The 20,593-nt window shown below is 68.0% G+C and carries 16 protein-coding genes; 8 read left to right on the forward strand and 8 right to left on the reverse strand.

The window, feature by feature from the left end:
* The first annotated feature begins 84 nt into the window (after window positions 1-84).
* Window positions 85-1,632 (forward strand): NCS1 family nucleobase:cation symporter-1, encoded by a 1,548-nt coding sequence (locus EV648_RS25960; RefSeq protein ID WP_132297008.1) that lies wholly within the window; start codon window positions 85-87, stop codon window positions 1,630-1,632.
* Between the two features lie 201 nt (window positions 1,633-1,833).
* Window positions 1,834-2,082 carry a type II toxin-antitoxin system Phd/YefM family antitoxin gene (locus EV648_RS25965; protein WP_132297011.1) on the forward strand — a complete coding sequence of 83 codons (249 nt, stop codon included), beginning with the start codon at window positions 1,834-1,836 and terminating at the stop codon, window positions 2,080-2,082.
* Between the two features lie 47 nt (window positions 2,083-2,129).
* On the opposite strand, the gene EV648_RS44795 is transcribed toward EV648_RS25965, so the two are convergent.
* Together EV648_RS44795 and EV648_RS25975 are read right to left on the reverse strand one after the other, a co-directional pair.
* A complete protein-coding gene (locus tag EV648_RS44795) occupies window positions 2,130-2,261 on the reverse strand; it encodes a hypothetical protein (RefSeq protein ID WP_255512871.1) in 132 nt (43 codons plus the stop codon).
* A gap of 84 nt (window positions 2,262-2,345) precedes the next feature.
* Entirely contained in the window at window positions 2,346-2,690 is a 345-nt protein-coding gene (locus tag EV648_RS25975; RefSeq protein WP_132297014.1) for a hypothetical protein, read from the reverse strand.
* A gap of 170 nt (window positions 2,691-2,860) precedes the next feature.
* Here EV648_RS25975 and EV648_RS25980 point away from each other — a divergent pair, with 170 nt between their 5' ends.
* Together EV648_RS25980 and EV648_RS25985 are read left to right on the forward strand one after the other, a co-directional pair.
* Window positions 2,861-7,075, forward strand: coding sequence for a BTAD domain-containing putative transcriptional regulator (locus EV648_RS25980; protein WP_132297017.1), 4,215 nt, complete (start codon window positions 2,861-2,863; stop codon window positions 7,073-7,075).
* A gap of 73 nt (window positions 7,076-7,148) precedes the next feature.
* Window positions 7,149-7,973: a DUF3097 domain-containing protein gene (locus EV648_RS25985; protein WP_132297020.1), complete on the forward strand. Its 825-nt coding sequence runs from the start codon at window positions 7,149-7,151 to the stop codon at window positions 7,971-7,973.
* Here the strand turns inward: EV648_RS25985 and EV648_RS25990 are convergent.
* Window positions 7,948-10,533, reverse strand: a complete 2,586-nt coding sequence (locus EV648_RS25990) for a DUF3376 domain-containing protein (protein ID WP_158294068.1) — start codon at window positions 10,531-10,533, stop codon at window positions 7,948-7,950. The two genes, EV648_RS25985 and EV648_RS25990, sit on opposite strands and share 26 nt — an antisense overlap.
* Before the next feature lie 143 nt (window positions 10,534-10,676).
* Here EV648_RS25990 and EV648_RS25995 point away from each other — a divergent pair, with 143 nt between their 5' ends.
* Together EV648_RS25995 and EV648_RS26000 are read left to right on the forward strand one after the other, a co-directional pair.
* Window positions 10,677-11,267 (forward strand): hypothetical protein, encoded by a 591-nt coding sequence (locus tag EV648_RS25995; protein WP_132297026.1) that lies wholly within the window; start codon window positions 10,677-10,679, stop codon window positions 11,265-11,267.
* Window positions 11,260-12,093, forward strand: coding sequence for a hypothetical protein (locus EV648_RS26000; RefSeq protein WP_132297029.1), 834 nt, complete (start codon window positions 11,260-11,262; stop codon window positions 12,091-12,093). Before EV648_RS25995 ends, EV648_RS26000 begins: the two co-directional genes overlap by 8 nt.
* 15 nt (window positions 12,094-12,108) lie before the next feature.
* Here EV648_RS26000 and EV648_RS26005 read toward each other — a convergent pair whose 3' ends face one another.
* The 3 genes from EV648_RS26005 to hemW form a co-directional block, all read right to left on the reverse strand.
* The gene (locus EV648_RS26005) at window positions 12,109-13,122 is read right to left on the reverse strand and encodes a LacI family DNA-binding transcriptional regulator (protein WP_132297032.1); all 1,014 of its coding nucleotides are present in this window, start codon (window positions 13,120-13,122) and stop codon (window positions 12,109-12,111) included.
* A 133-nt stretch (window positions 13,123-13,255) separates the two neighbouring features.
* Window positions 13,256-14,578 (reverse strand): extracellular solute-binding protein, encoded by a 1,323-nt coding sequence (locus EV648_RS26010; protein WP_132297035.1) that lies wholly within the window; start codon window positions 14,576-14,578, stop codon window positions 13,256-13,258.
* A 334-nt stretch (window positions 14,579-14,912) separates the two neighbouring features.
* The gene (hemW, locus tag EV648_RS26015) at window positions 14,913-16,124 is read right to left on the reverse strand and encodes a radical SAM family heme chaperone HemW (protein WP_132297038.1); all 1,212 of its coding nucleotides are present in this window, start codon (window positions 16,122-16,124) and stop codon (window positions 14,913-14,915) included.
* A gap of 228 nt (window positions 16,125-16,352) precedes the next feature.
* On the opposite strand from hemW, the gene EV648_RS26020 reads away from it, so the two are divergent.
* Window positions 16,353-18,368: an MDR family MFS transporter gene (locus EV648_RS26020; RefSeq protein ID WP_132297041.1), complete on the forward strand. Its 2,016-nt coding sequence runs from the start codon at window positions 16,353-16,355 to the stop codon at window positions 18,366-18,368.
* A 10-nt stretch (window positions 18,369-18,378) separates the two neighbouring features.
* Here the strand turns inward: EV648_RS26020 and EV648_RS26025 are convergent, their stop codons facing one another.
* Window positions 18,379-18,825 (reverse strand): TIGR03618 family F420-dependent PPOX class oxidoreductase, encoded by a 447-nt coding sequence (locus tag EV648_RS26025; RefSeq protein ID WP_132297044.1) that lies wholly within the window; start codon window positions 18,823-18,825, stop codon window positions 18,379-18,381.
* An 11-nt stretch (window positions 18,826-18,836) separates the two neighbouring features.
* Window positions 18,837-19,190 carry a UBP-type zinc finger domain-containing protein gene (locus EV648_RS26030; protein WP_132297047.1) on the reverse strand — a complete coding sequence of 118 codons (354 nt, stop codon included), beginning with the start codon at window positions 19,188-19,190 and terminating at the stop codon, window positions 18,837-18,839.
* A 248-nt stretch (window positions 19,191-19,438) separates the two neighbouring features.
* Between EV648_RS26030 and EV648_RS26035 the strand changes: the two genes are divergently transcribed.
* On the forward strand, window positions 19,439-20,563 hold the full coding sequence (locus tag EV648_RS26035) for an alpha/beta fold hydrolase (RefSeq protein ID WP_132297050.1): 1,125 nt from the start codon (window positions 19,439-19,441) through the stop codon (window positions 20,561-20,563).
* Window positions 20,564-20,593 lie beyond the last annotated feature (30 nt).

Here is a 20,593-nt window from a genome sequence, read left to right on the forward strand (position 1 = left end):
TTGTGACGCTGCGGGGTTATCCGTTGACATAGCGTCCCGCATCCCGCACCTTGGTCCGAAACGACTGTGGACGAGGTGGCGACCATGACCCAGACGGCACCATCAGTTGAGCAGATCACCCACCCGGACGGGCGCGTCGAGCTGAGCGATCCGGACGCCATCGCCGCGAGTCCCTACGGCAATGTCGAACTCGCCCCGACCCGACTCCCCGAACGCCGCTGGACGACGTACAACTATGCGGCGTTGTGGATGGGGATGGCGCACAACATCCCGAGCTACCTGCTCGCCGCCGGGCTCGTGGCGCTCGGGATGAACTGGCTGCAGGCGTTCCTCACCATCACCCTGGGGAACCTGATCGTGCTCATCCCGCTGCTGCTGAACAGCCACGCGGGCACGAAGTACGGCATCCCGTTCCCGGTCTTCGCGCGCGCCTTCTACGGCGTGCGCGGGGCGAACTTCCCGGCGCTGCTGCGAGCGTTCATCGCGTGTGGCTGGTTCGGCATCCAGACCTGGATCGGTGGGCAGGCGATCTTCGTGATCGTCGGCGAACTGGCCGGCTCCGGCTGGACCGAGGCGTCGGCCGTCGGCGGGCATCCGTGGACGCTGTGGCTGAGCTTCGCGTTCTTCTGGGTGCTGCAGATGGTGCTGATCTGGCGCGGGATCGAAGGCCTGCGGCGGTTCGAGAACTGGGCGGCGCCGCTGGTGACGGTCGCGTTCCTGGCGTTGATGATCGCGATCCTGGTGAAGGCCGGCGGGTTCGGGCCGATCCTGTCGCAGCCGTCCAAGCTCGGCTGGGACGCGGACTTCTGGAAGATCTTCGCGCCGTCGCTGATGGGCATGATCGCGTTCTGGGCGACTCTGTCGCTGAACATGCCGGACTTCACCCGGTTCGGCAAAGGCCAGCGTCAGCAGGTGCTCGGGCAGATCATCGGTCTGCCGACCACGATGTCGTTCATCGCGCTCGTCTCGATCATCACCACGTCGGGCACGGTGATCGTCTACGGCACCGCGATCTGGGACCCGGTCGAGCTCACTCGCCGCTTCGAGAACCCGGTGGTGGTGACGATCGGCCTGGTGATGGCGATCCTGGCCACCATGTCGTGCAACGTCGCCGCGAACGTGGTCAGCCCGTCGTACGACTTCGCCAACGCCCTGCCGCGCTGGCTGAACTTCCGCACCGCGGGTCTGCTCGCCGGTGTGATCGGTGTCGTGATCCAGCCCTGGCGGCTGATCTCCGACCCATCGATCTACATCTTCGTCTGGCTCTCCTTCTACGGCGGCCTGCTCGCCTCCGTCGCGGGCGTCCTGATCGCCGGCTACTGGTTCGTCAACCGCACCAACCTCTTCCTGGCCGACCTCTACCTCCCCGACGGCCGCTACTGGTACACCGCCGGCTGGAACTGGCGAGCCGTCGTAGCCACTCTCTTCGGCTCCGTCCTCGCGGTCGGCGGCGCCTACTCAGCCCCCGGTGCCGGCCCCTTCCCCGAAGACGGCCTGATCCCCTTCCTCCAACCCCTCTACGACTACTCCTGGGTGGTAGGCCTGATCGCCGGCTTCCTGGCATACCTCGCGCTCACCATCACCTCCCCCATCCGAGAAGCAACCGCCACCCACGCCGCCCCCACCACCTAGTACGACCACCCGCCCACCCCTCCTCCGTCGGCGATTCCACCCACCCGCCCCACCACGCCGCTTCTCCGTCGCGACTCAACGAGGTAGATCCGCAGCGCACGGGTGACTCGTCATGACCGGGTCACGGCGTGCTGCGGATCCTGCCCGGGCAATGCGGCGGACCTAGAGTTAGCAGACTTGACTAGTTAGGGGGATCCCGGCATGGAGGCGGCGCAGTACGACATGCACGAGGCGGAAACTCAGCTCTCCCGCATCATCGATCGCGTCGAGCACGGCGAAGAGGTCATCATCAGCCGCGCCGGCCGCCCAGTGGCGAAGGTGATTCCGCTGCCGAGTGTTGTCGAGCGGCGAGGCCGAGGGGCACTGAAGGGGCAGGTCGTCGCAGCGGCGGACTGGGACGCGCCTGAGACCAACCAAGAGATCGCCCGCGATCTCGGCCTCTCCTCGTGAAGCAACCTCCCCATCGGACCGACTGCTGCTGGATCGAGGAGCGCCGGTCACTGCTCGAAGGTGACGCCGTCCGGCAGTTCGACTGACGCGATGCTGAGGGTCAGGCGTCTGGTGTCATCGACGACCCGTTCGCCGTGGATCTTCCAGCGGGTGAGTTCCTGGCTGTCCTCGGCGGTCATTCCGCAGACGCTACCGGCGAAGGGCTGAGCCGTACGTCGCCTGCCCCGGGGCCCCTCCTGCTCGGGGCGGGCGGCGTACGGAGGTTAGGGGTTTGTCGGGCGGGGGACGAAATGGCTGCGGCGGTGGCCGGCGATGAGGGTGATGCCCAGGGCGGCGGTGCCGACGGCGATGCCGCCGAGGGCGATGGAGGTGGCGTCGAGGCCGCCGCCGGCTTGGGTGGCAACCGGAGTGACCTCGTACTGCGGGGCGTAGTTCGGGTAGTTCGGTGGGTCCGGGTACATCGCGGTCGCTGCAGACTCGGCCGACGGGGCTGGTTCGGTCGCGCTCGCCGGCATGGTGGTCGCCATCAGGAGCAGTCCGGTCGCTGCGCCGCCGGCCGCCAAGCTGGCGAAGGCTTTTCTCGGGGTGTTCGTGGTGTGTGCGGACATGATCCCGGTGCTCCTGTTCTCGCGTCCGGAGGAGCCATCGTTGGTGGTGACCCGGTGACGCCTGGCGCTGATCCCTTTGTCGCGCAGGCGGGTATCGCCCCGGTCTGCCCCGGTATCGCCGCGGTATCACCGCCGTTGACGGACTGCCTGCGGTGGCCGACAGTCGAGACGTGGGTATCGCCGTTCTCGGCCCGCTCACGATCGAGGGAGACCAGGGGCAACCGCAGGTTCTCGGTCGACGCGACCGGGTCGTGCTCGCAGCACTGGCCGTTCGTCCTGGATACGTGGTCAGCTCGGAAGAGCTGGCCGCTGTGGTCTGGGGGGAACAGCCCCCTTCGTCATGGCCGAAAGTGATCCAGGGCTGCGTGGTCCGGCTCCGCAAGATCCTCGGCGTCCACTCCATCGAGACGTTGCCGCTCGGCTACCGGCTCGCAGTACCGCTGGACGAGATCGACGCCCAGCGGTTCGAGCGGGCGATGGGCCGGGCCCGTGCGCTGTTCGCGGCCGACGAGGCCGAGCGGGCGGCGGTGGTTCTCGCGGACGCGTTGACGTTGTGGCGCGGCCACCCGCTGACCGAGCTGGACGGCTGGGACATCGCCCGGATCGAAGTGGAACGACTGGGCGAGCTGCGGCATGCGGCGGAGGAGTTGTATGTCGAGGCCGCGCTGAGCTCCGGGCAGCACGACAAGGTACTGGCGAAGGCCCGGGCGCTGGTGAACGAGGAACCGCTCCGCGAACGGCGGTGGATCCTGCTCGCCACCGCGCAGTACCAGGCGGGTCAACAGAGTGAGGCGCTGCGGACGATCCACCGACTGCGCGGCATCCTGAGTCGGGAGCTCGGCCTGGACCCGAATCCGGAGATCGACGCGCTGGAGCAGGCGATCCTTCGTCAGGACCCCTCTCTCGTGGCCGAGCACGCTATGCCGGAGCCCGACCGCGTCTGCCCGTACCCGGGCCTGAAGGCGTACGACCTGGACGACGCCGACACGTTCTTCGGCCGCGACGCCGACATCGCCGCCTGCCTGCGCAAGCTGACCGACACCTCAGTGCTGGCGGTCATCGGGCCGTCCGGCTGTGGCAAGTCCTCGCTGGTACGAGCCGGAGTCGCGGCCTCGTTGCAGCGAGACGGCCGGCGCGTCGTCGTGATGACCCCGGGCGTTCACCCGGTCGCGGCACTCGCTGCGACCATGCCGACGACCGGCCCGCCACTGGCTCTGGTGGTGGACCAGTGCGAAGAGGTCTTCTCGCTGTGCGGTGATGCAGCGGAGCGGGACACCTTCCTGACCGCGCTGACCGCCCATCAAGCGATGGCTCCGCTGATCCTGTCGTTCCGCGCCGACCGCATCGCCGACATCTCCGGCCATCCGGTCTTCGCCCGCACAATCGAACCCGGCCTCTATCTGCTCTCCGGGATGACGCAGACCGACCTGCGCGCCGCGATCGAGAAGCCCGCGCGGTTGGCGTCGCTGATCGTGGAACCCGGACTGGTCGACCTGCTGGTCAACGAGGTGGCCGACCAGCCGGGCGCCCTGCCGCTGATGTCCCACGCACTCGGCGAGACCTGGCGGCGTCGCGAAGGCCGCACCCTCACCGTGGCCGGCTACAACGCCTCGGGCGGGATCCGCGGCGCGGTCGCCCAGTCGGCCGAGCAGGTCTACGAACACACTCCGCCAGAGCAACGACCGGTACTGCGGGACCTGCTGCTGCGGCTGGTCACACCTGGGCCCGAGGGTGAACTGATCCGCAGCAGGTTGCCGCGACGGCTCGTGATCACCGGCGCCGAGGACGACGCGATGGTCGACCGGCTCGTCGGTTCGCGACTGGTGACCAGCGACGACGGAGTGGTCGGGCTCGCGCACGAGTCGTTAGCGCGGGCCTGGCCACGACTGCGCGGCTGGCTCGAGGACGACCTCGAAGGTCAGCGGACCCTGCACCACCTGGCAGTCGCCGCCGACTCCTGGGACAGCCTCGGCCGCCCCGACAGCGAGCTGTACCGCGGTGTGCGGCTGGCGAAGGCCTCAGACTGGCAGGAACGTAGGACTTCAACGCTGACGCCGACCGAAGGGGAGTTCCTGGCCGCGAGCAAGCGAGCGTCGCAAGGAGAACTGCGAGCAGCCGAGGAGCGCACCCGCCAGCAGGTCCGCGTCAACCGGCGGCTTCGTGGCGCCCTCGCCACCGGCGCACTACTCCTCGTCGGCGCCCTGATAGCCGGCTTCGCGGCAGTCCGCCAGACCGACCGGGCGGAGCAGGCGGTGGTCAGCGAGCTGGCCCGCCAGGTCGGAGCCCGCGCGCTGCTGACCGAGGGCATCAGCCACTCGATCCTCCTCGCCGCCCACGGCGTCCGGCTGGAGGACTCCCCGGAGACCCGAGCCAACCTGATTGCCGCGATCAACAAACACCCGAGCCTCCTCCGATCCATGCCGGCCCCGCTTGGCCGAACCGACGACCTCGATCTGTCCCCTGACGGCCGCCGCATCGTGGCCAGCGACGACAACTCGACCTTCCACTTGTACGACGCTCAGTCCGGTCAGGTGCTCGATTCATACAGCTTCGGGGAGGTATCCGACGGCAGCCAGACCTGGACCTTGTCGCGGTTCAGTCCGGACGGCCGATTCGTCGCCGCGATCGCCGGAAGTGTCCGGGGGCAACTCGCTGATCCGCAGTGGCCAGCGAGGCTGCTGCGCGCTGACACGTTGGAGCCGGTGACTCCACAGTTGGCAGTCCCTGAACCAACAGGGACGGCGAAGTGGTGGTTCAACAGCGTCGCCTTTAGCGGGGACGGGCGTTATCTGGCGACCAGCGTGTCTACGGATAACTTCGCTCAGGCCTCCTTCGGGCTGATCTGGGACCTGCATGCGCCCGATCATGCTCCGCGCAAAATCACCTTCGACAGTGAGAGTTTTGGCGTGGCTCTCAGTCCCGACGGCAGCACCATCTACACCAATTGGCCGCTCGCTGCGTTCGACGTAGCCACCGGCAGGCAAAAGTGGCAACGTCCAAACGTCCGCGGCGACGGCAACATCGAGGTCAGCACAGCAGGCGATCTGCTGGCGGTTCAACAACTCAGGCCCACCCGGCTGGATGCTGCCCCCATGGCGCTGATCGATGCGCAAACCGGCAAGACCGTCAGAACTATGCCCGTTCAATTCGACTCCACCCGCGGCTTCACCTTTTCCGCAGGCGACAAGCTACTGGCGGTAGCTGAGGAAGACGGTGAGGTCATCCTTTGGGACGTGGCGACAGGTACCGTGCGCGAACGCATCGAGACCTCGGAGGTGTCCTGGGCCGTCGACTTCAGTCCGGACGGGCAGACGCTGTACACCGCGGGCGACGAGGGCATCATGCGCGCCCACGACCTGAGCGGTCAGCGGCGCCACCTCGGGCTCACCTCCGCTGTTCCGGCCCGGGATTATCTCCACCTCCTTCCCTCCGCCGACGGCAGGACGACCGCATACCTGTGGCGTGACGCCAAGGGATCCTGGGTGACCTTCGCCGACACCGCCACCGGCGCCACCACCACACCGACCAAGCTCGGCATCGACCTCGAAAGGGAACCGTGGTCGCCCGCCGCCTGGAACCCGGACGGCCGGAAGTTCGCCGTCCACGACTCCGATGCGATCACCACCGTGGACGCCCGGACCGGCAAGGTGCTCGAGCTCAAAGAGAACCTGGACGTCCTCTCGATCAGCTATGTCGACAACGGCGCGCGCCTCCTGATCGGCAGCACGAACGGCATCGTCTTCTACGACCACGATCTCTGGCCCGAGGGACAGGACGTCTGGTGGCCGGCGGACTGCTGCCTGGCGACCTCTGCCGACGGCCAGTCCGCGGTGCTCTTCGAGGACTTCCCGGACGGCGCCGGCGAGCACTGGCGGATCATCAGCACCGACACCGGTTTGGTCGACCTGGAAGGTGATCTGCCTGTCGACCTCAACCACTCGGCCTTTTCCCCGGACGGAAAGCTTGTAGCCGGTGTCGGAGCCAGCGGCGAGGTGGTCACGATCGACGTAGAGCGCGGTCTGATCAAGCGGGCGCCGAAGGTCGGGCACAGCGACGAGGGGTTGTTCGTCCAGTTCTCCCCCGACGGGTCACGCCTGGTGTCGGGAGCGGAGGACGGCACCGTCAGCCTCTGGGACGCGCACACCCTCGATCTCCTCGGTACGGTCTCCATCTCCGCCGAGGACAAGCCGGTCGCCGCCATCCCGCACTTCACCGACGGCAGCGACATCGTGACGATCGCGGCGTACGACGGGAGGACCTACCGGTGGGACACCCGGATCGAACAGACCCTCACCTACGCCTGCGAGATGGCGGGCCGCAACCTCACCCACGACGAGTGGACCCAGGCCTTCGGCAGCCGCCCGTACGAGAAGACCTGCCCGTAGCAGCAGGGACCGCCCCGCAGTACGGGGTGTGTGGTTGAGCAGGAAGGGACGGCGGGCGGATTACGGTGTGGGGGTGGCTGATCGGTATGGGAATGACGTGTTGGCTGGGGACTGGCGGAAGCCCAAGAACGGGCGGACCGTCGAGATCGAGCTCGAGAAGGGGATGGTCGTCGAGGAGCCGTCATCGGGGTTCGTCGGCGCGGTGGTGCGGTGGGAGCACGGCGTGGTCGATCTCGAGGATCGGCACGGGAAGATCCGCACCTACCCACTCGGCCCCGGGTTCTGGGTGGACGGGAAACCCGTCGCGCTGAAGCCTCCCAAGAAGGCTGCACCGGCCAAGAACACCCGTACTGCGTCGGGCTCGGTGGCGGTGTCGAACGTCAGGGCCAAGGTCGCCCGGGCCAGCCGCATCTACGTCGAGGGCCGGCACGACGCGGAGCTCGTGGAGCGGGTCTGGGGTGACGACCTGCGGATCGAGGGCGTGGTGGTGGAGTACCTCGAGGGTGTCGACGACCTCCCCGCGATCGTGAACCGCTTCCAGCCGGGACCGGGCCGGCGGCTGGGTGTCCTGGTGGACCACCTGGTCGACGGGTCGAAGGAGTCGAAGATCGCGGCGCAGGTGACGAACCGGCACGTGCTCGTCGTCGGGCACCCGTTCATCGACATCTGGGAGGCCGTGAAGCCGTCCTCGCTCGGGATCGCGGCCTGGCCGAAGATCCCGCACGGGCAGGACTGGAAGAAAGGCGTGCTGCAGACGTTCGGCTGGCCCGCGACCGACCAGGCCGACGTGGCCGCGGCCTGGAAGCACATCCTGTCGAAGGTGAAGAGCTACGCCGATCTCGAGCCGCAGTTGCTCGGCCGGGTCGAGGAGCTCATCGATTTCGTGACGATGGACTGATCGGCGGCATCCGCTTCTCGATCCAGGCGCGGATCCGGCGCCGCTGGCGGCGGACGTACCACGAGCCGGCGAACAAAGCGCCGCCGACGGTCAGGACGAGTCCGGCGAGCAGCGACGCGATGATCCGCACCCCGGCGGCGTCGACCACGCCCGCGACGACCAGGAGCAGAACGCCCGCACCGACGAACGCCACCGGCAACCACTGCTGGAAGAGCAGTGGCCGGGCCGCGGGTTTGAGGTCGACGTTCTTCACCAGCCGATGCCAGAGGCTGTGGCGGGCCGGCTCGGTGAGCCAGCGGGCGAGCTTGAGCAACCAGGAGTCCGGCTCGTTCTTCCGGGCCGCCATCGCCTTGACCCAGTCGCCGACCTGCGGGCTCAATCCACCGGACACGTCGACCATCCGGTCGGCGAGACCCTTGGTCGTCGCGATGCCTTCCTTGGTGGTGTTCAGCTCGTTCCGCATCGTCGTCAGCGCGCCCAGCCCGGCCTCCACCGGGAAGTCCACGGCCAGTCGCTGCACTCGCTCGGCGACCTTGTCGACCTTCCACTCCTCGGCCTCGAGCACCTGCCGCTGGGTCTCGCGGATCCAGTCCGGGTCGGCGCCGAGCATCGCGCCGAGGTGGGCGACACAGTGCAGCCGGCCCATCAGCCAGTCCCAGCGCCGCCAGTCCGCCGCGCCGAAGGCGCCGAAGTGGCCGACCTGGGTGCCGTAGAGGATCCGGTCCTTCAGGTCGTTGGCGATCGACCCCTCCGGCAGGTCGTCGAGCAACGTCAGCGGGATGTCCGGTCCCAGCCGCAGGAACTGGAACGGAGCACTGCGCTGCTGCGGGGTCCGTGCCGAAGTACAGCGCGACACGATCTCCACCTCGAGCGCCGTCTCGACCACGTCCGGGCCGACGACCTTGATCAGCGCGTCCAGCTCGTCGCCGAGCGCGCGCCGCACCTGGAGCAGTTCGAAGATGTCGTTCAGCGCGACCGCGACCGCCTCGGCCCCGCCGGCGGGCTGCAGATCGAGGTCCGCCTCGGCGAGCTTCTCGGACAGGGCGTCCCGGACTGCCAGCACCTTCTGCAGACTGTCGCTGGTCGCCGTCAGCCGCCGCTCCAGGTCGGGCCGGTCCGCCGGCGGAGCCTTGTCGATCCGCGTGCGCAGGGACCGGAGTACCAGCCGCACGACGCGCTCGGCTGCGCCGGTTCCCCAGTCCCAGCAGGGGTTCTCGTCGATGTCGGTTCGCAGTGGCGCGGTCGAGCCGTCCGGCCCCGGTACCCACGGGTGGCCGGTGTTGAGGATGTCGTCGATCTCGGCCTCGGACAACGCGGTGGCGGCGTCGAGCACGGTCGACTGGTCGTGCGTCGCGATCGTCACCGCCTCCCAGACGCCACCGGCAGCCCGGCCGCGCGAGTACGCCGGTTGCAGCAGCTCGGCGGCCTTCCGCAGCCGGCCCCGCTCGACTGGTTGCTCCACGCAACGATCGAAGAGGCGCTGCGAGTCGGACCAGGATGCGTCCGCCTCCAGCAGCAGCCGCTCGAGCTGCTCCACGTCGGATCGGAAGTCCACCTCGCGCGGGAACTGCGCGGCCGACAGCGCCGACACCCGCCAGTTGGGCTCGGTCGCGTCCACCAGCCGCGTTTCGGCGGACCCGATGCCGGCCGACGGTACGACGTACAGGACGTACCGGCTGGCGCGACCGGTCACAGGGCGCCGGGCGACGACGTCGAGCACCGGGCCGAACGGCGCGTTGTCCAGGACGCCGCCGTCGACGAGCCAGGCGCCGGAGTCGGCCTGGTAGGGACCGGGCTGAATCCGCGGCGGCGAAGCGGCCAGCCTCGGCGTCTCCAGCACCGGCCCGAACGCGGCCGGGAACGACGCGGACGCGCGGGCCGCCCGGGCGAGCAGCTTGGTGTCCTTCAGCCCGTTCTTCTCCGAGACCGAGAACTTCCGCGTCGCGCCGTCGTACACGGCGGCCTTCTCACTCGTGAAGGCGAACAGGTACCGATGGTCCGGTACGACGAACCGCTGGCCGGCCGCGTCCTTCGCCTCGAACTGCTGGACTCCGAGGCCCGAGGCGGTCACGAACAACGTCACAGGCTCGGAGTCCTCCGACTTGCCTGCGTCGGCGACACCCTCCAGCAGGTTGTTCAGCTCGTTCAGGAAGTACTTGCCGTCGAGGACCGAGGTGGACGGCACGCCGACGGCCGGAACCAGCTTGCCGACCTCGAGCGAGCCGAGGCCGACCCAGCGCTGCCGCAGCCACGGTCCGTGGTCGCCGTCCGGGTCGAGCGTCGAGCCGTGCGAGATCGCCGTTGCGAGGAGTGACCCGTTCAGACCGCCCGCGCTGGTCCCGGCGATCACGTCCACGACGACCCGGCGACGTTCGCCGCCGCGATGGCAGAGCTCGCGCCACCTCTTGGCGAGCACCTCGTCGTACGGTTGCGCGGACGCCGTACCGGAGCCGGACGCGCGGCGGATCAGGTCGAGCTCGTGCGTGACCCCGCCCATCCAGACGGCGAGGCTGACACCACCGTTCAGCACCAGCGCGATCCGGATCTCACGGTCGGACATGCAGAAGCCCCCCTTGTCAGGCATCACAGATATCACGGCCGTGACCGGCTCCGACAGTCATCGCAGCGGAGAGTGAACAAAGAGGCAGCCGAACTGTTGTCGGGAGAAGCACGCACCGTCATCATGTGGTGGGGGTGGTCGTCGTGAATTCGTGGCGGACAGCGGCGCCGATCTGCGTGGTGCTGTTGATGCTGTTGGTGGGTTGCGGCGGGTCGAACGACGAGGCCGATCCAGGGACCACGTTGACGCCGACGGACACATCGACGACGGATACGACCGGCGAGCCGCCGGTGGAGCCGACCAATCCGGAGTCGACCCAGGCGACCCGGGACAAACCCTCCATCCAGATCGCGTCCGCGCCGATCGGCGGCAACGTCCAGACCGAGGGCGCGGACCAGTGCGCCGAGGTCAACTGGCTGGGCCGCAACCCGATCCCGGCCGGTACGACCATCCAGCTCGGCGAGGCGAGCCTGGACCCCACGGACCTCTTCGATCTCTACCAGGATGCGTGCGACACGGATCTGCGGCCGTGCACGGAGGTGACGTGGCAGACGACTAGCTTCACGCCCTGCTACGTCGGAGCCCGTCAGGTCGCCCGGGGCGACCGGGCCGCCAAGCTGATCATCGCCGTGACCGCGACCTGCGAGACCGAGGCGGACTGCCAGAGCCTGGCCGGCGACATCCCTGGCAGCCAGATCTCCTTCGCGCCGGGCGATCTCGTGTCGAATGGCTGATGAGCGGTCCCAGGCCGAACGCTGGGTGAGTTTCGCCGCCGGCATCGTCGCGCCGGTGACGTTGATCAGCGCCCTGCTGTTCTACTTCGGCTACGTCTCAGCGCGGTCGCAGTACGAGTACTTCGGGATCGACGTCGACACGATCGGCCTGAGCACCCAGGACTACGTGATGCGCAGCCCGCAGCCGCTGCTGGTTCCGTTGCTCGTGCTCACCCTGATCGCGGTCGCCGTGGTCCTGCTGCACAACGCGATCCAGCCGACCGCCGCCGGAATCACCCGCGCCCGCCGGGTGGCCGTCGTCGTGCTGCTGCTCGGAGTGGTCGGCCTCATCGGCTATCCGTTGCTCGGCGACCTGCCGTACTACGCGCTCGTCGTACCCGTGGTCATCGGGCTGGCGGCAGCCGCGCTCGCCTACCTCTCGTACCTCACCACCAAGCTGGAGCAGCGCAGACCGCACGCCGTCCTGCTCGGGCTGCTCGCGGTGGTGACCATCACCTGCGCGTTCTGGGCGACCGCGACCACCGCCCAGTACTCCGGACGCGGGCTGGCCAAGTCGGATGCCGAGAACCTCGACCAGTTCCCGGTGGTCATCCTCGACACCAAGGAGAAACTGCAACTCCGCTCGCCCGGGCTCGAGGAGACCGCACTCCGGCCGGGATCCGGGCAGACCTTCCACTACCGGTACCGCGGACTCCGGCTGCTCGTGGTCGGCGAGAACCGGTTGTTCCTGGTGCCGCAGAACTGGACTGCCTCGAACACCACGCTCGTCGTACCGCTGGACAACTCGATCCGGGTGCAGTTCCAGTTCGAGAACGACCCGCCCTAACGCTCTGGGCCGAGGTCAGGCCGAGCCGCGGATGATCAGTTCGGTGTTGAAGATCTCCGGGCTGGTCAACTGGGCGCCGCCGATCTTGGCGAGCAGGATCTCGGCCAGCCGGGCGCCGAGCAGTTCCACCGGCTGCCGCACGGTCGTCAGCTTCGGCGTGGTCGTGGTCGCCACTACCGAGTCGTCGAACCCGACCACCGCGACGTCGTCCGGCACCCGCCGGCCGAGCTGGGACAACACCCGCAGCGCGGCGGTCGCCATCAGGTCGTTCGCCACGAACACTCCGTCGAGGTCGGGGTGCTCGTCGAACAACTGCATCGCCGCCTGCTCCCCGCCGTCCGCGGTGAAGTCGCCGAAGGCAACGGCTTCGGTCACTCCCGCCTCGGCGGCGGCCTCCTTGTACCCGGTCAGGCGATCGATGCCGGCGGTCATGTCCAGCGGCCCCGCGATGGTGCCGATCTTGCGTCGTCCGATGGACACCAGGTACTCGACCGCAGTACGGGCTCCGGCGACGTTGTCGACGTCGACGCTCGCGACCGGTACTTCGACGCCGAGCGGGCGGGCGCTGAACACGATCGGCAGCGGCAACTGGGCGAGCTCCTGCAGCACGTTATCGCGACCGTGGTGGCTGACGATGATCGCACCGTCGACGTGCCCGCCGCGCAGGTACCGCAACAGGCGCTGGTCGTCACCCTCCGCGGGCTCGATCAACAGCACCAACTGCGATGAGGTGGGAGCCAGGGTCATGCTGACGCCGCGAAGGATCCCGGCGAAGAAAGGGTCCGAGAACACCCGGCTGTCCGGCTCCGGAACCACCAGCGCGACCGAGTCCGTCCGGCGGGTCACCAGCGCGCGGGCAGCGCGGTTCGGCACATACCCGAGCTCGCCGATCGCCCGCTCCACCGCGGCCACCGTCTCCGGCAGCACCTTCGGCGACCCGTTCACCACCCGCGACACGGTCGCCCGCGAAACCCCGGCGAGTGCGGCCACCTGCTCCAACGTCGGAGATCCACTGTCCTGACCTCGCATAGACAACGGACCTCCCGAGCTGATTGTGACGTTCACACCGTAGTACGAAGATGCCTCCGACCGCGCCCAACACCACACAAGGGCAACGAGTTCCGCGTCGGCTGAACTCGTTGCCCCTTCGGTGGTTGCTCGGTCAGCCGCCCTTGCGGGTGTTGGCGGCTTTCTCGCTGGCGTTGAGGGCCTGTCTCCAGGCGTCCTCGGGCTTCTGTTTGCCTTCGTCCACGCGGGCCAGGGCCTCGGTGAAGACCTGGTTGATCTCGCCGTCGCGAGGGCCCTTGTGCTGTTTGAGGATCACGTTCTTCGCGCGGTCGATGAAGATCTTGCCGACCGGCGCGTTGTTGAAGTACGGATTCACCTGGCTCTTCACCTGCGGCGCGTCGTACGCGTCCACGGTGGAGGGGAACGAGCCGACCTTCTTGAAGACCTTGATCTGCTGCTCGGGCGCGGTCAGCCAGGCGGCCAGTTTCGCGGCCTCCCCGGGCTGCGGCGACTGGGCCGGGACGGTCAGGTACGAGCCGCCCCAGTTGCCACCGCCGCCGGGGAACACGTTGGCGACGTCCCACTTGCCCTTGCCGTAGCTGCCGGCGTTGTCCGCGATCACCCCGAGCAGCCAGCCGGGGCAGGCCATCGTCGCGAAGGCGTCGGTGCGGAAGGCCTTGGTCCAGGCCGGGCTCCAGGCCGGCAGTTTCGCGGACAGCCCGTCGTCGGTACCGCGGACGATCTGGTCCCAGGTCTTCTTCAGCAGCGGGTTCTCCTCGCCCAGGTACCGGTCCTGGTTGGAGTAGTACGCCTGGATCAACTGGTTGCGCATCGCTTCCCAGGTGAGCACCGCGGAGTCGTACCAGGCGGAGTTCGGCACCTTCGACTTGAACCGCCGGCCGACGGCGAAGTACGAGTCCCAGTCAGGGAACAGCGCGGCGACCTTGGCCCGGTCGGTCGGCAGGCCGGCCTTGGCGAACAGGTCCTTGCGGTAGCAGATCGCCTCCGGCCCGATGTCGGTGCCGTACCCGATGATCTTGCCCTCACTGGTGGTGGCGCCGGCGACCTTCCAGTCCAGCCAGCGCTCCTTCAGGTCGTCGGCGCCGTACTGCCGCAGGTCGACGAACTTGTCGGCCTTGGCCAGGTACTTGTAGATCCAGCTGACCTCCATCGCCTCGATGTCGGCCATCCCGGAACCGGCGGCCAGATTCGTCTCGAGGTTCTTGACGTGGTCGTCGACCGTCTCGGCCCGGCGCTCGGTGATCTTGATGTTGGGGTGCAGGCCCTCGTACTCCCGGTAGAGGTCGCTGTACCCGAACTCGTTGAAGGTCGCGATGGTGAGCTCGACCCTCGGGCCGTCGTCGTCGCCGGACCCGGCGGAGCTCTCCTGATCGTTTCCACCGCAGCCGGCTGCCAGCAGAGTGAGGCTGCAAGCAAGGGCAATGACGGCACTGCATTGGCGGGCACTGGGCCGCATTGGAATGCTCCCTGTTACTGAGGACGGGTTGAGAGCGCTCTGATTTAAAAGTGACCTGAGTTTCGAGCGTTTCAACTGAGTGTGTCAAGGACCACACCGTCACTCTGAGACACGACACCGACTAGGTCAGTACATAGCGAGGCGGATTGTCACGGTGTGAACCACGCCGGTGACACAGGGCTGCATTTCCCGCTCTTTTCCTGAATTGACCTGACGAAGTCAACAACTTACGAAGCCGGGCCGGCCGTTCCGGCGAACACAGACAGTGAGCAGCTGGCGCCGAAACTTTCCGGGAAATCGCCGATAAGCGCCACGGCACCGTTTCGGAAAAGCGTCAGGGCAGCAGGTCGCGGACGACGGCGTCGGCGAGGAGGCGGCCGCGCTGGGTCAGGACCAAGCGGTCCCCGGATTCCACCAGCAATTCGTCGGCGATGGCTAGACGTGCCGCGGCGTGGCCGGGCTTGTCGAGCACGTCGACCGGCAACCCTGCCGACAACCGGATCTCCAGCAGGACCCGCTCCACCCGGCGGGTCTCCTCGTCGAGCACCTCCCGCGCGTACGCCGGGCTGTCCCCCGCGGCCAGGCGATCGGCGTAGGCGCTGGGGTGCTTCACGTTCCACCAGCGGACGCCGCCGACGTGGCTGTGCGCGCCCGGGCCGATGCCCCACCAGGTGTCACCGCGCCAGTAGAGCTCGTTGTGCCGGCAGCGGGCGTCCGCAGTACGGGCCCAGTTCGAGACTTCGTACCAGTCGAGGCCGCCGCCGCTGAGCAGTTCGTCGGCGAGCAGGTACTTGTCAGCGAGGTCGTCGTCATCCGGCATCGGCAACTCGCCGCGGCGGACCCGCCGGGCCAACTGGGTGCCGTCCTCGACGATCAACGCGTACGCGCTCACGTGGTCGGGCTCGGCGGACAGCGCCGACTCCAGCGACGTCCGCCAATCGTCGAGCGACTCCCCCGGCGTGCCGTAGATGAGGTCGAGGTTCACGTGCTCGAAGCCCGCCGCCGTCGCCTCCTTCGCCGCCTGCAGCGCGCGGCCCGGGGTGTGCTTGCGGTCCAGGATCTGCAGCACGTGGGGCGTGGCGCTCTGCATCCCGAACGAGACCCGGTTGAACCCGGCCTCCCGGATCGCGGCCAGATAAGCCGGATCGACGGACTCGGGATTGGCCTCGGTGGTCACCTCGGCGTCCGCCGCCAGCCCGAACTCGTCCCGTACTGCGGCCAGCATCCGGCCGAGGTCCTCCGCGGGGAGCAGCGTCGGCGTACCTCCGCCGAAGAACACCGTGTCCACCGGCCGGTCCAGGTCACCCAGAACCCGCCGGGCCATCCGGACCTCCTCCACCGCTGTCTGCGCGTAAGACGCTTGCGAACCGCCGCCACCGAGTTCCTTGGCGGTGTAGGTGTTGAAGTCGCAGTAGCCGCAGCGCGCGGCGCAGAACGGAACGTGCAGGTAGAAGCCGAACGGCCGGGTCGCCGCTTCGAGGACGGCCGACTCCGGCAGCGACCCGTCCCGGGGCGCAACCTCCCCCTCGGGCAGTGTCGATGGCACCCACCCATCGTACGTCCCACGCAATCCCGGAACCCACGCCGGCTTCGACGCTCGGTCCTGCGTCGCTCTCTCGTCGCTAGCTCCCCCACCCCAGGACGCGGCTTCTACGTCGCCGCAGTGTCCACGAGGCGTGCGGTTGGCCCGGCCTCTTCGGTTGGGGCGGGAATCCGAGACGGGATCGGGGTGGTTTGTGGTGGCGGGCTGTTCTGTGGTCGCTAGATTCAGGTGATGGAGACCGAGGCTCAGCCTGTCGGACGTGCCACGCAGAACGCCGTGGTGGTCGTGATTCTGCTGGGAATATTGCTCGCGGCCCTCGACCAGACGATCGTGGCGACCGCGCTCCCGACGATCGTGAGCGACCTGGGCGGGGCCGACCACCTGTCCTGGGTGGTCACGTCGTACTTGCTGGCCGCGACGATCATGACCGCGCTGGTCGGCAAGTTCGGCGACCTGTACGGGCGCAAGCCGATGTTCCTGATCAGCGTCGTGCTGTTCTTGATCGGCTCGGCGTTGTGCGGATTGGCCGACTCGATGCTCTGGCTGGTCGGCTCGCGCGCGCTCCAGGGTCTCGGCGCCGGCGGCCTGCTGGTGACCGCGACGGCGGTGATCGCGGACGTCGTACCGCTCAGCGAGCGCGGCAAGTACCAGGGCTTCATCGGCTCGGTCTTCGGCGTCGCGACGGTCGCCGGTCCGCTGCTCGGCGGGCTGTTCGTCGATCAGTTGAGCTGGCGGTGGGCGTTCTTCGTCAACATCCCGCTCGGCATCGTCGTGCTGGTCGTCGCCGCGATCACGCTGCCCTCGGTGAAGGCCGCGGTGAAACCGGCGATCGACTACCTCGGCATCCTGCTGATCGGCCTCGCGGCGACCGGGCTGACCCTCGTCACCACCTGGGGCGGCAACCTGTACGACTGGACGTCGCCGACCATCATCGCGATGACGGTGGGTTCGGTGATCGCGCTGATCCTCTTCGTACGGGTGGAACAGCGCGCGGCCGAGCCGCTGCTGCCGATCCGGCTCTTCCGAGCGCGGGTGTTCTCGGTCTGCGTGCTGCTGAGCTTCATCATCGGCTTCGCGATGCTCGGCGGGGTCATCTTCCTGCCGACCTACCTGCAGTACGTGCACGGCGCCTCGGCGACGGAGTCCGGGCTGCAGATGCTGCCACTGGTCGCGGGTCTGCTGGTCGCGTCGGTGGCGGTCGGCCAGACGATCAGCAAGACCGGCCGCTACCGGATCTTCCCGATCGTCGGCACGGTGATGATCGCCGGTGGGCTGTACCTGCTGTCGTTGATGGGCAACCAGACGAGCTACCTCCAGACGGCTGGATCGATGGCGGTGCTCGGGCTCGGCGTCGGTCTGTGCATGCCCGTACCTACAGTGGTCGTCCAGAGCACGGTCGACTATTCCGATCTCGGGGTCGCGACGTCCGGGGTGAGCTTCCTTCGGACGCTGGGCAGTTCCTTCGGGGTCGCGGTGTTCGGCTCCGTCTACGCTGCGCAGTTGCCCGAGCGGCTGGCAGGCGCGATTCCTCCTGGTGTCGATCCACGAGCTGCCCAGTCGGTCGAGGGCGTGCACTCGTTGCCGGCGGCGGCGCGTGATGCGATCACCGCCGCTTATGCCGAAGCGCTGCACGTGGTGTTCCTGGCCGCAGTACCGGTGGCTGCCCTCGGCTTCCTGGTTGCCCTGCTGCTGAAGGAAGTTCCGCTGCGCGACACCGCCCGGACGTCGGTGAACGCGAACTCCGGCGTCGGCGACAGCTTCGCCGCACCGGCCTCGGCCGACTCCGAACAGGAACTGCAGAAACTGTTCGCCTACGTCGTCCAGAACCACAAACGCAACCCCGGCCCCGAGGTACTGGCCGAGTCAGGCATCCCACTCTCGCTCGCGCAGACCTGGATGATCCTGCGTGTCTTCCGCGGCGGCACCGAGTCCGGATCCGCCACCCTGCAGGAGATCACCGGCGACCTCAGGGTCCCACCGGGCGTCTTCGAACCGCTGGCCGCCGAACTAGTTGCCGACGGCTACCTCTCGGAAACCCTCGGCCACTACCGCTTCACCACCCGCGGTCTGGAGATGTTCCAGCGCTTCGTCGGCGCCTACCGGGTCTGGATCCTGTCGCGGCTGGAGGACTGGGACGCAGAGAGCGCCCCCGCCTTCTCCGCCGCGGTAGACCGAATCGCCGAACAATTGATCGACCGAGGCCAGTGCCTGACCACCGGCAGACACGCCGCCCTCACCGGTGCGTGAGGGGTGCACGTCAGGAAGGGTTGGTGTAGATGCGAGTTGGCCGGACCAGTACTGCGGTTCGGCCTTCTGCTTTCATCACGCGGTCGTACTCGCTCCAGTTGTCGTGTGTGCCGCCGGCTGCGGTGAAGATGTCGCGCAGCAGGACGCGCAGTACGTCGTCGTCCGTCAGCCACTCGGGCCGGTCGTCCGGGCCCGCGAGTTCGGCGGTGCCCTCGACCGTGGCCCACTGCCATCCGCGCCGGAAGGTCACCGCGAGCTCGGGCCGGGCTCGCAGATTCTTGAGCTTCACCTGGCCGTAGGTGACGAAGGCGAGCACCTGCTCACCATCGTTCGGGTGAGCCATAGCTCCGACATTCACCACCGACGACTGGATGGTCCCGTCGGCACGCCGCGTCGCGACAACCGCGAGGCCCTGGTCCTCGCTCGCTAGGGCAGCCGCCTCCGACAACGTGGTCACGACGGACTCCCCTACTGGTGCAGCTTCGAGGGCCAGTTCGGCGGTACGCGACCCTCGGGACCCGGCGCAGGCTGGTCCTCGGGGTGGTGGTTCGGCGGCGCCAGGGCGGGGCCCTCCACGAACGTCTTGTTCCTGTAGTCCCAGTACCAGTCCTCGCCCGGCTCGAAGCTCTGGATCACCGGATGACCGGTCTGCTCCGCATGGCCGGTCGCGTGCTGCTCAGGCGAGTCGTCGCAGCACCCGATGTGTCCACAGGCCGCACAGCGCCGCAGATGGAACCACCAGCCGCCATCCTGCTCGCACTCGACGCACCCCGTCCCACTCGGCGGGACCGTCGGATCGATGGCCTGGGATTCCTGGTTCATGGGTACCTCCGTCAGTGGCAGGGGTTCTCGGTGCCGCGCCAGAAGTCCAGCACGGTTCCGCCAAACTTGCGAGCCTCCTCGCTATGAGCGAAGTTACCGACCGTCATACAAGGTGAGAACTCCACCACTGCCGGCAACGGTCCGTACTGCGACCCGTACCGGCCGTACAGCGACCGCACCGGTCGTATTGCGACCCGCACCGGGCTCGGCCGGCCGCGGACGGCCCGGGACGTTCGTACGATGACCCGATGGACGACAGCCCCGAATCGGACCACGAGAATCACGAGGATCACGAGGACGACGGCGGCGATGCGCGCGAGATCATCGCCGATCTGGTCCGCATCACGAGTCCGCGCGGAGTGCAGGAGTCGCACCTGGCCCGCATCGGTGGAATCGACCAATGGATCTGCGTCCGCGGCCAGGACCGGAACAACCCGATCATCCTGTTTGTTCACGGCGGGCCCGCTTCGCCGCTGACTCCCACCCTCTGGCAGTTTCAGCGGCCTCTGGAGGAGTACTTTACCGTCGTCAACTATGACCAGCGGGGTGCCGGCAAGACGTACCGTGCTTCCGACCCGGAATCGATCGCGGCGACCATCCACATCGCGCAGTACCTGAGCGACGCCATCGAGCTCGCCGAGTCGATCGTCGCGAAGTACGGCGCGCGGAAGCTCGTGCTGATGGGACACAGCTGGGGAACGGTCATCGGATTCCACGCCGCGCTCGCCCGGCCAGACCTCGTCCACGCCTATGTCGGCATCGGCCAGATCATCAACACGAGGACCAACGAGCAGCTCAGTTTCACCTACGGACTCGAGCAGGCCCGGCAGGCGAACAACTCGGAAGCCGTCCGGGAAATGGAGTCGATCGCGCCGTACCCCGGCGAGACGCCGGTCACCCGCGAGCGGATCATCATCGCCCGGAAGTGGCCGCAGTACTACGGCGGCCTGACCGCCTACCGCGACAACTCCGACTACTACTTCTACGCACCCCTGCTGTCGCCCGAATACGCCGCTGAAGACATCGACGCCATTGGCGAAGGCAACGAATTCACGCTGGCGAAGATCCTGCCGGAATTCCTGGATGTCGACTTCACCGGTGTGCTGGAGTTCCCAATCCCGGTGCTGATGTTCATGGGCCGGCACGACTACACCACCCCGTCAGCCCCGACGGCGGCCTGGCTCGAGGCGGTGGACGCGCCGTACAAGCGCGGCGTGTGGTTCGAGAACTCAGCCCACATGATCCCGTTCGAGGAGCCCGGTAAGACACTCATCAGCCTCGTGACCCACGTCAGACCACTCACCGATCCACCACCCAGTGAGGTCTCCGCCGCCGACCCGATGACCTCCGCAACGGCGCCCAAGGGGCAATAACGTCCCCTCATGGACACCAGCGAATGGACC

The organism is Kribbella sp. VKM Ac-2568, from assembly GCF_004345365.1.
In the GTDB taxonomy this organism is placed as follows: Bacteria; Actinomycetota; Actinomycetes; order Propionibacteriales; family Kribbellaceae; genus Kribbella; species Kribbella orskensis.

Bases quoted from the DNA above. Each gene is read 5' to 3' on its own strand.
- EV648_RS25960 (WP_132297008.1), top strand. From the start codon at position 85: ATGACCCAGACGGCACCATCAGTTGAGCAGATCACCCACCCGGACGGG.
- EV648_RS25965 (WP_132297011.1), top strand. From the start codon at position 1,834: ATGGAGGCGGCGCAGTACGACATGCACGAGGCGGAAACTCAGCTCTCC.
- EV648_RS44795 (WP_255512871.1), bottom strand. From the start codon at position 2,261: ATGACCGCCGAGGACAGCCAGGAACTCACCCGCTGGAAGATCCACGGC.
- EV648_RS25975 (WP_132297014.1), bottom strand. From the start codon at position 2,690: ATGTCCGCACACACCACGAACACCCCGAGAAAAGCCTTCGCCAGCTTG.
- EV648_RS25990 (WP_158294068.1), bottom strand. From the start codon at position 10,533: ATGTCCGACCGTGAGATCCGGATCGCGCTGGTGCTGAACGGTGGTGTC.
- EV648_RS26000 (WP_132297029.1), top strand. From the start codon at position 11,260: ATGGCTGATGAGCGGTCCCAGGCCGAACGCTGGGTGAGTTTCGCCGCC.
- EV648_RS26005 (WP_132297032.1), bottom strand. From the start codon at position 13,122: ATGCGAGGTCAGGACAGTGGATCTCCGACGTTGGAGCAGGTGGCCGCA.
- EV648_RS26010 (WP_132297035.1), bottom strand. From the start codon at position 14,578: ATGCGGCCCAGTGCCCGCCAATGCAGTGCCGTCATTGCCCTTGCTTGC.
- EV648_RS26020 (WP_132297041.1), top strand. From the start codon at position 16,353: ATGGAGACCGAGGCTCAGCCTGTCGGACGTGCCACGCAGAACGCCGTG.
- EV648_RS26030 (WP_132297047.1), bottom strand. From the start codon at position 19,190: ATGAACCAGGAATCCCAGGCCATCGATCCGACGGTCCCGCCGAGTGGG.
- EV648_RS26035 (WP_132297050.1), top strand. From the start codon at position 19,439: ATGGACGACAGCCCCGAATCGGACCACGAGAATCACGAGGATCACGAG.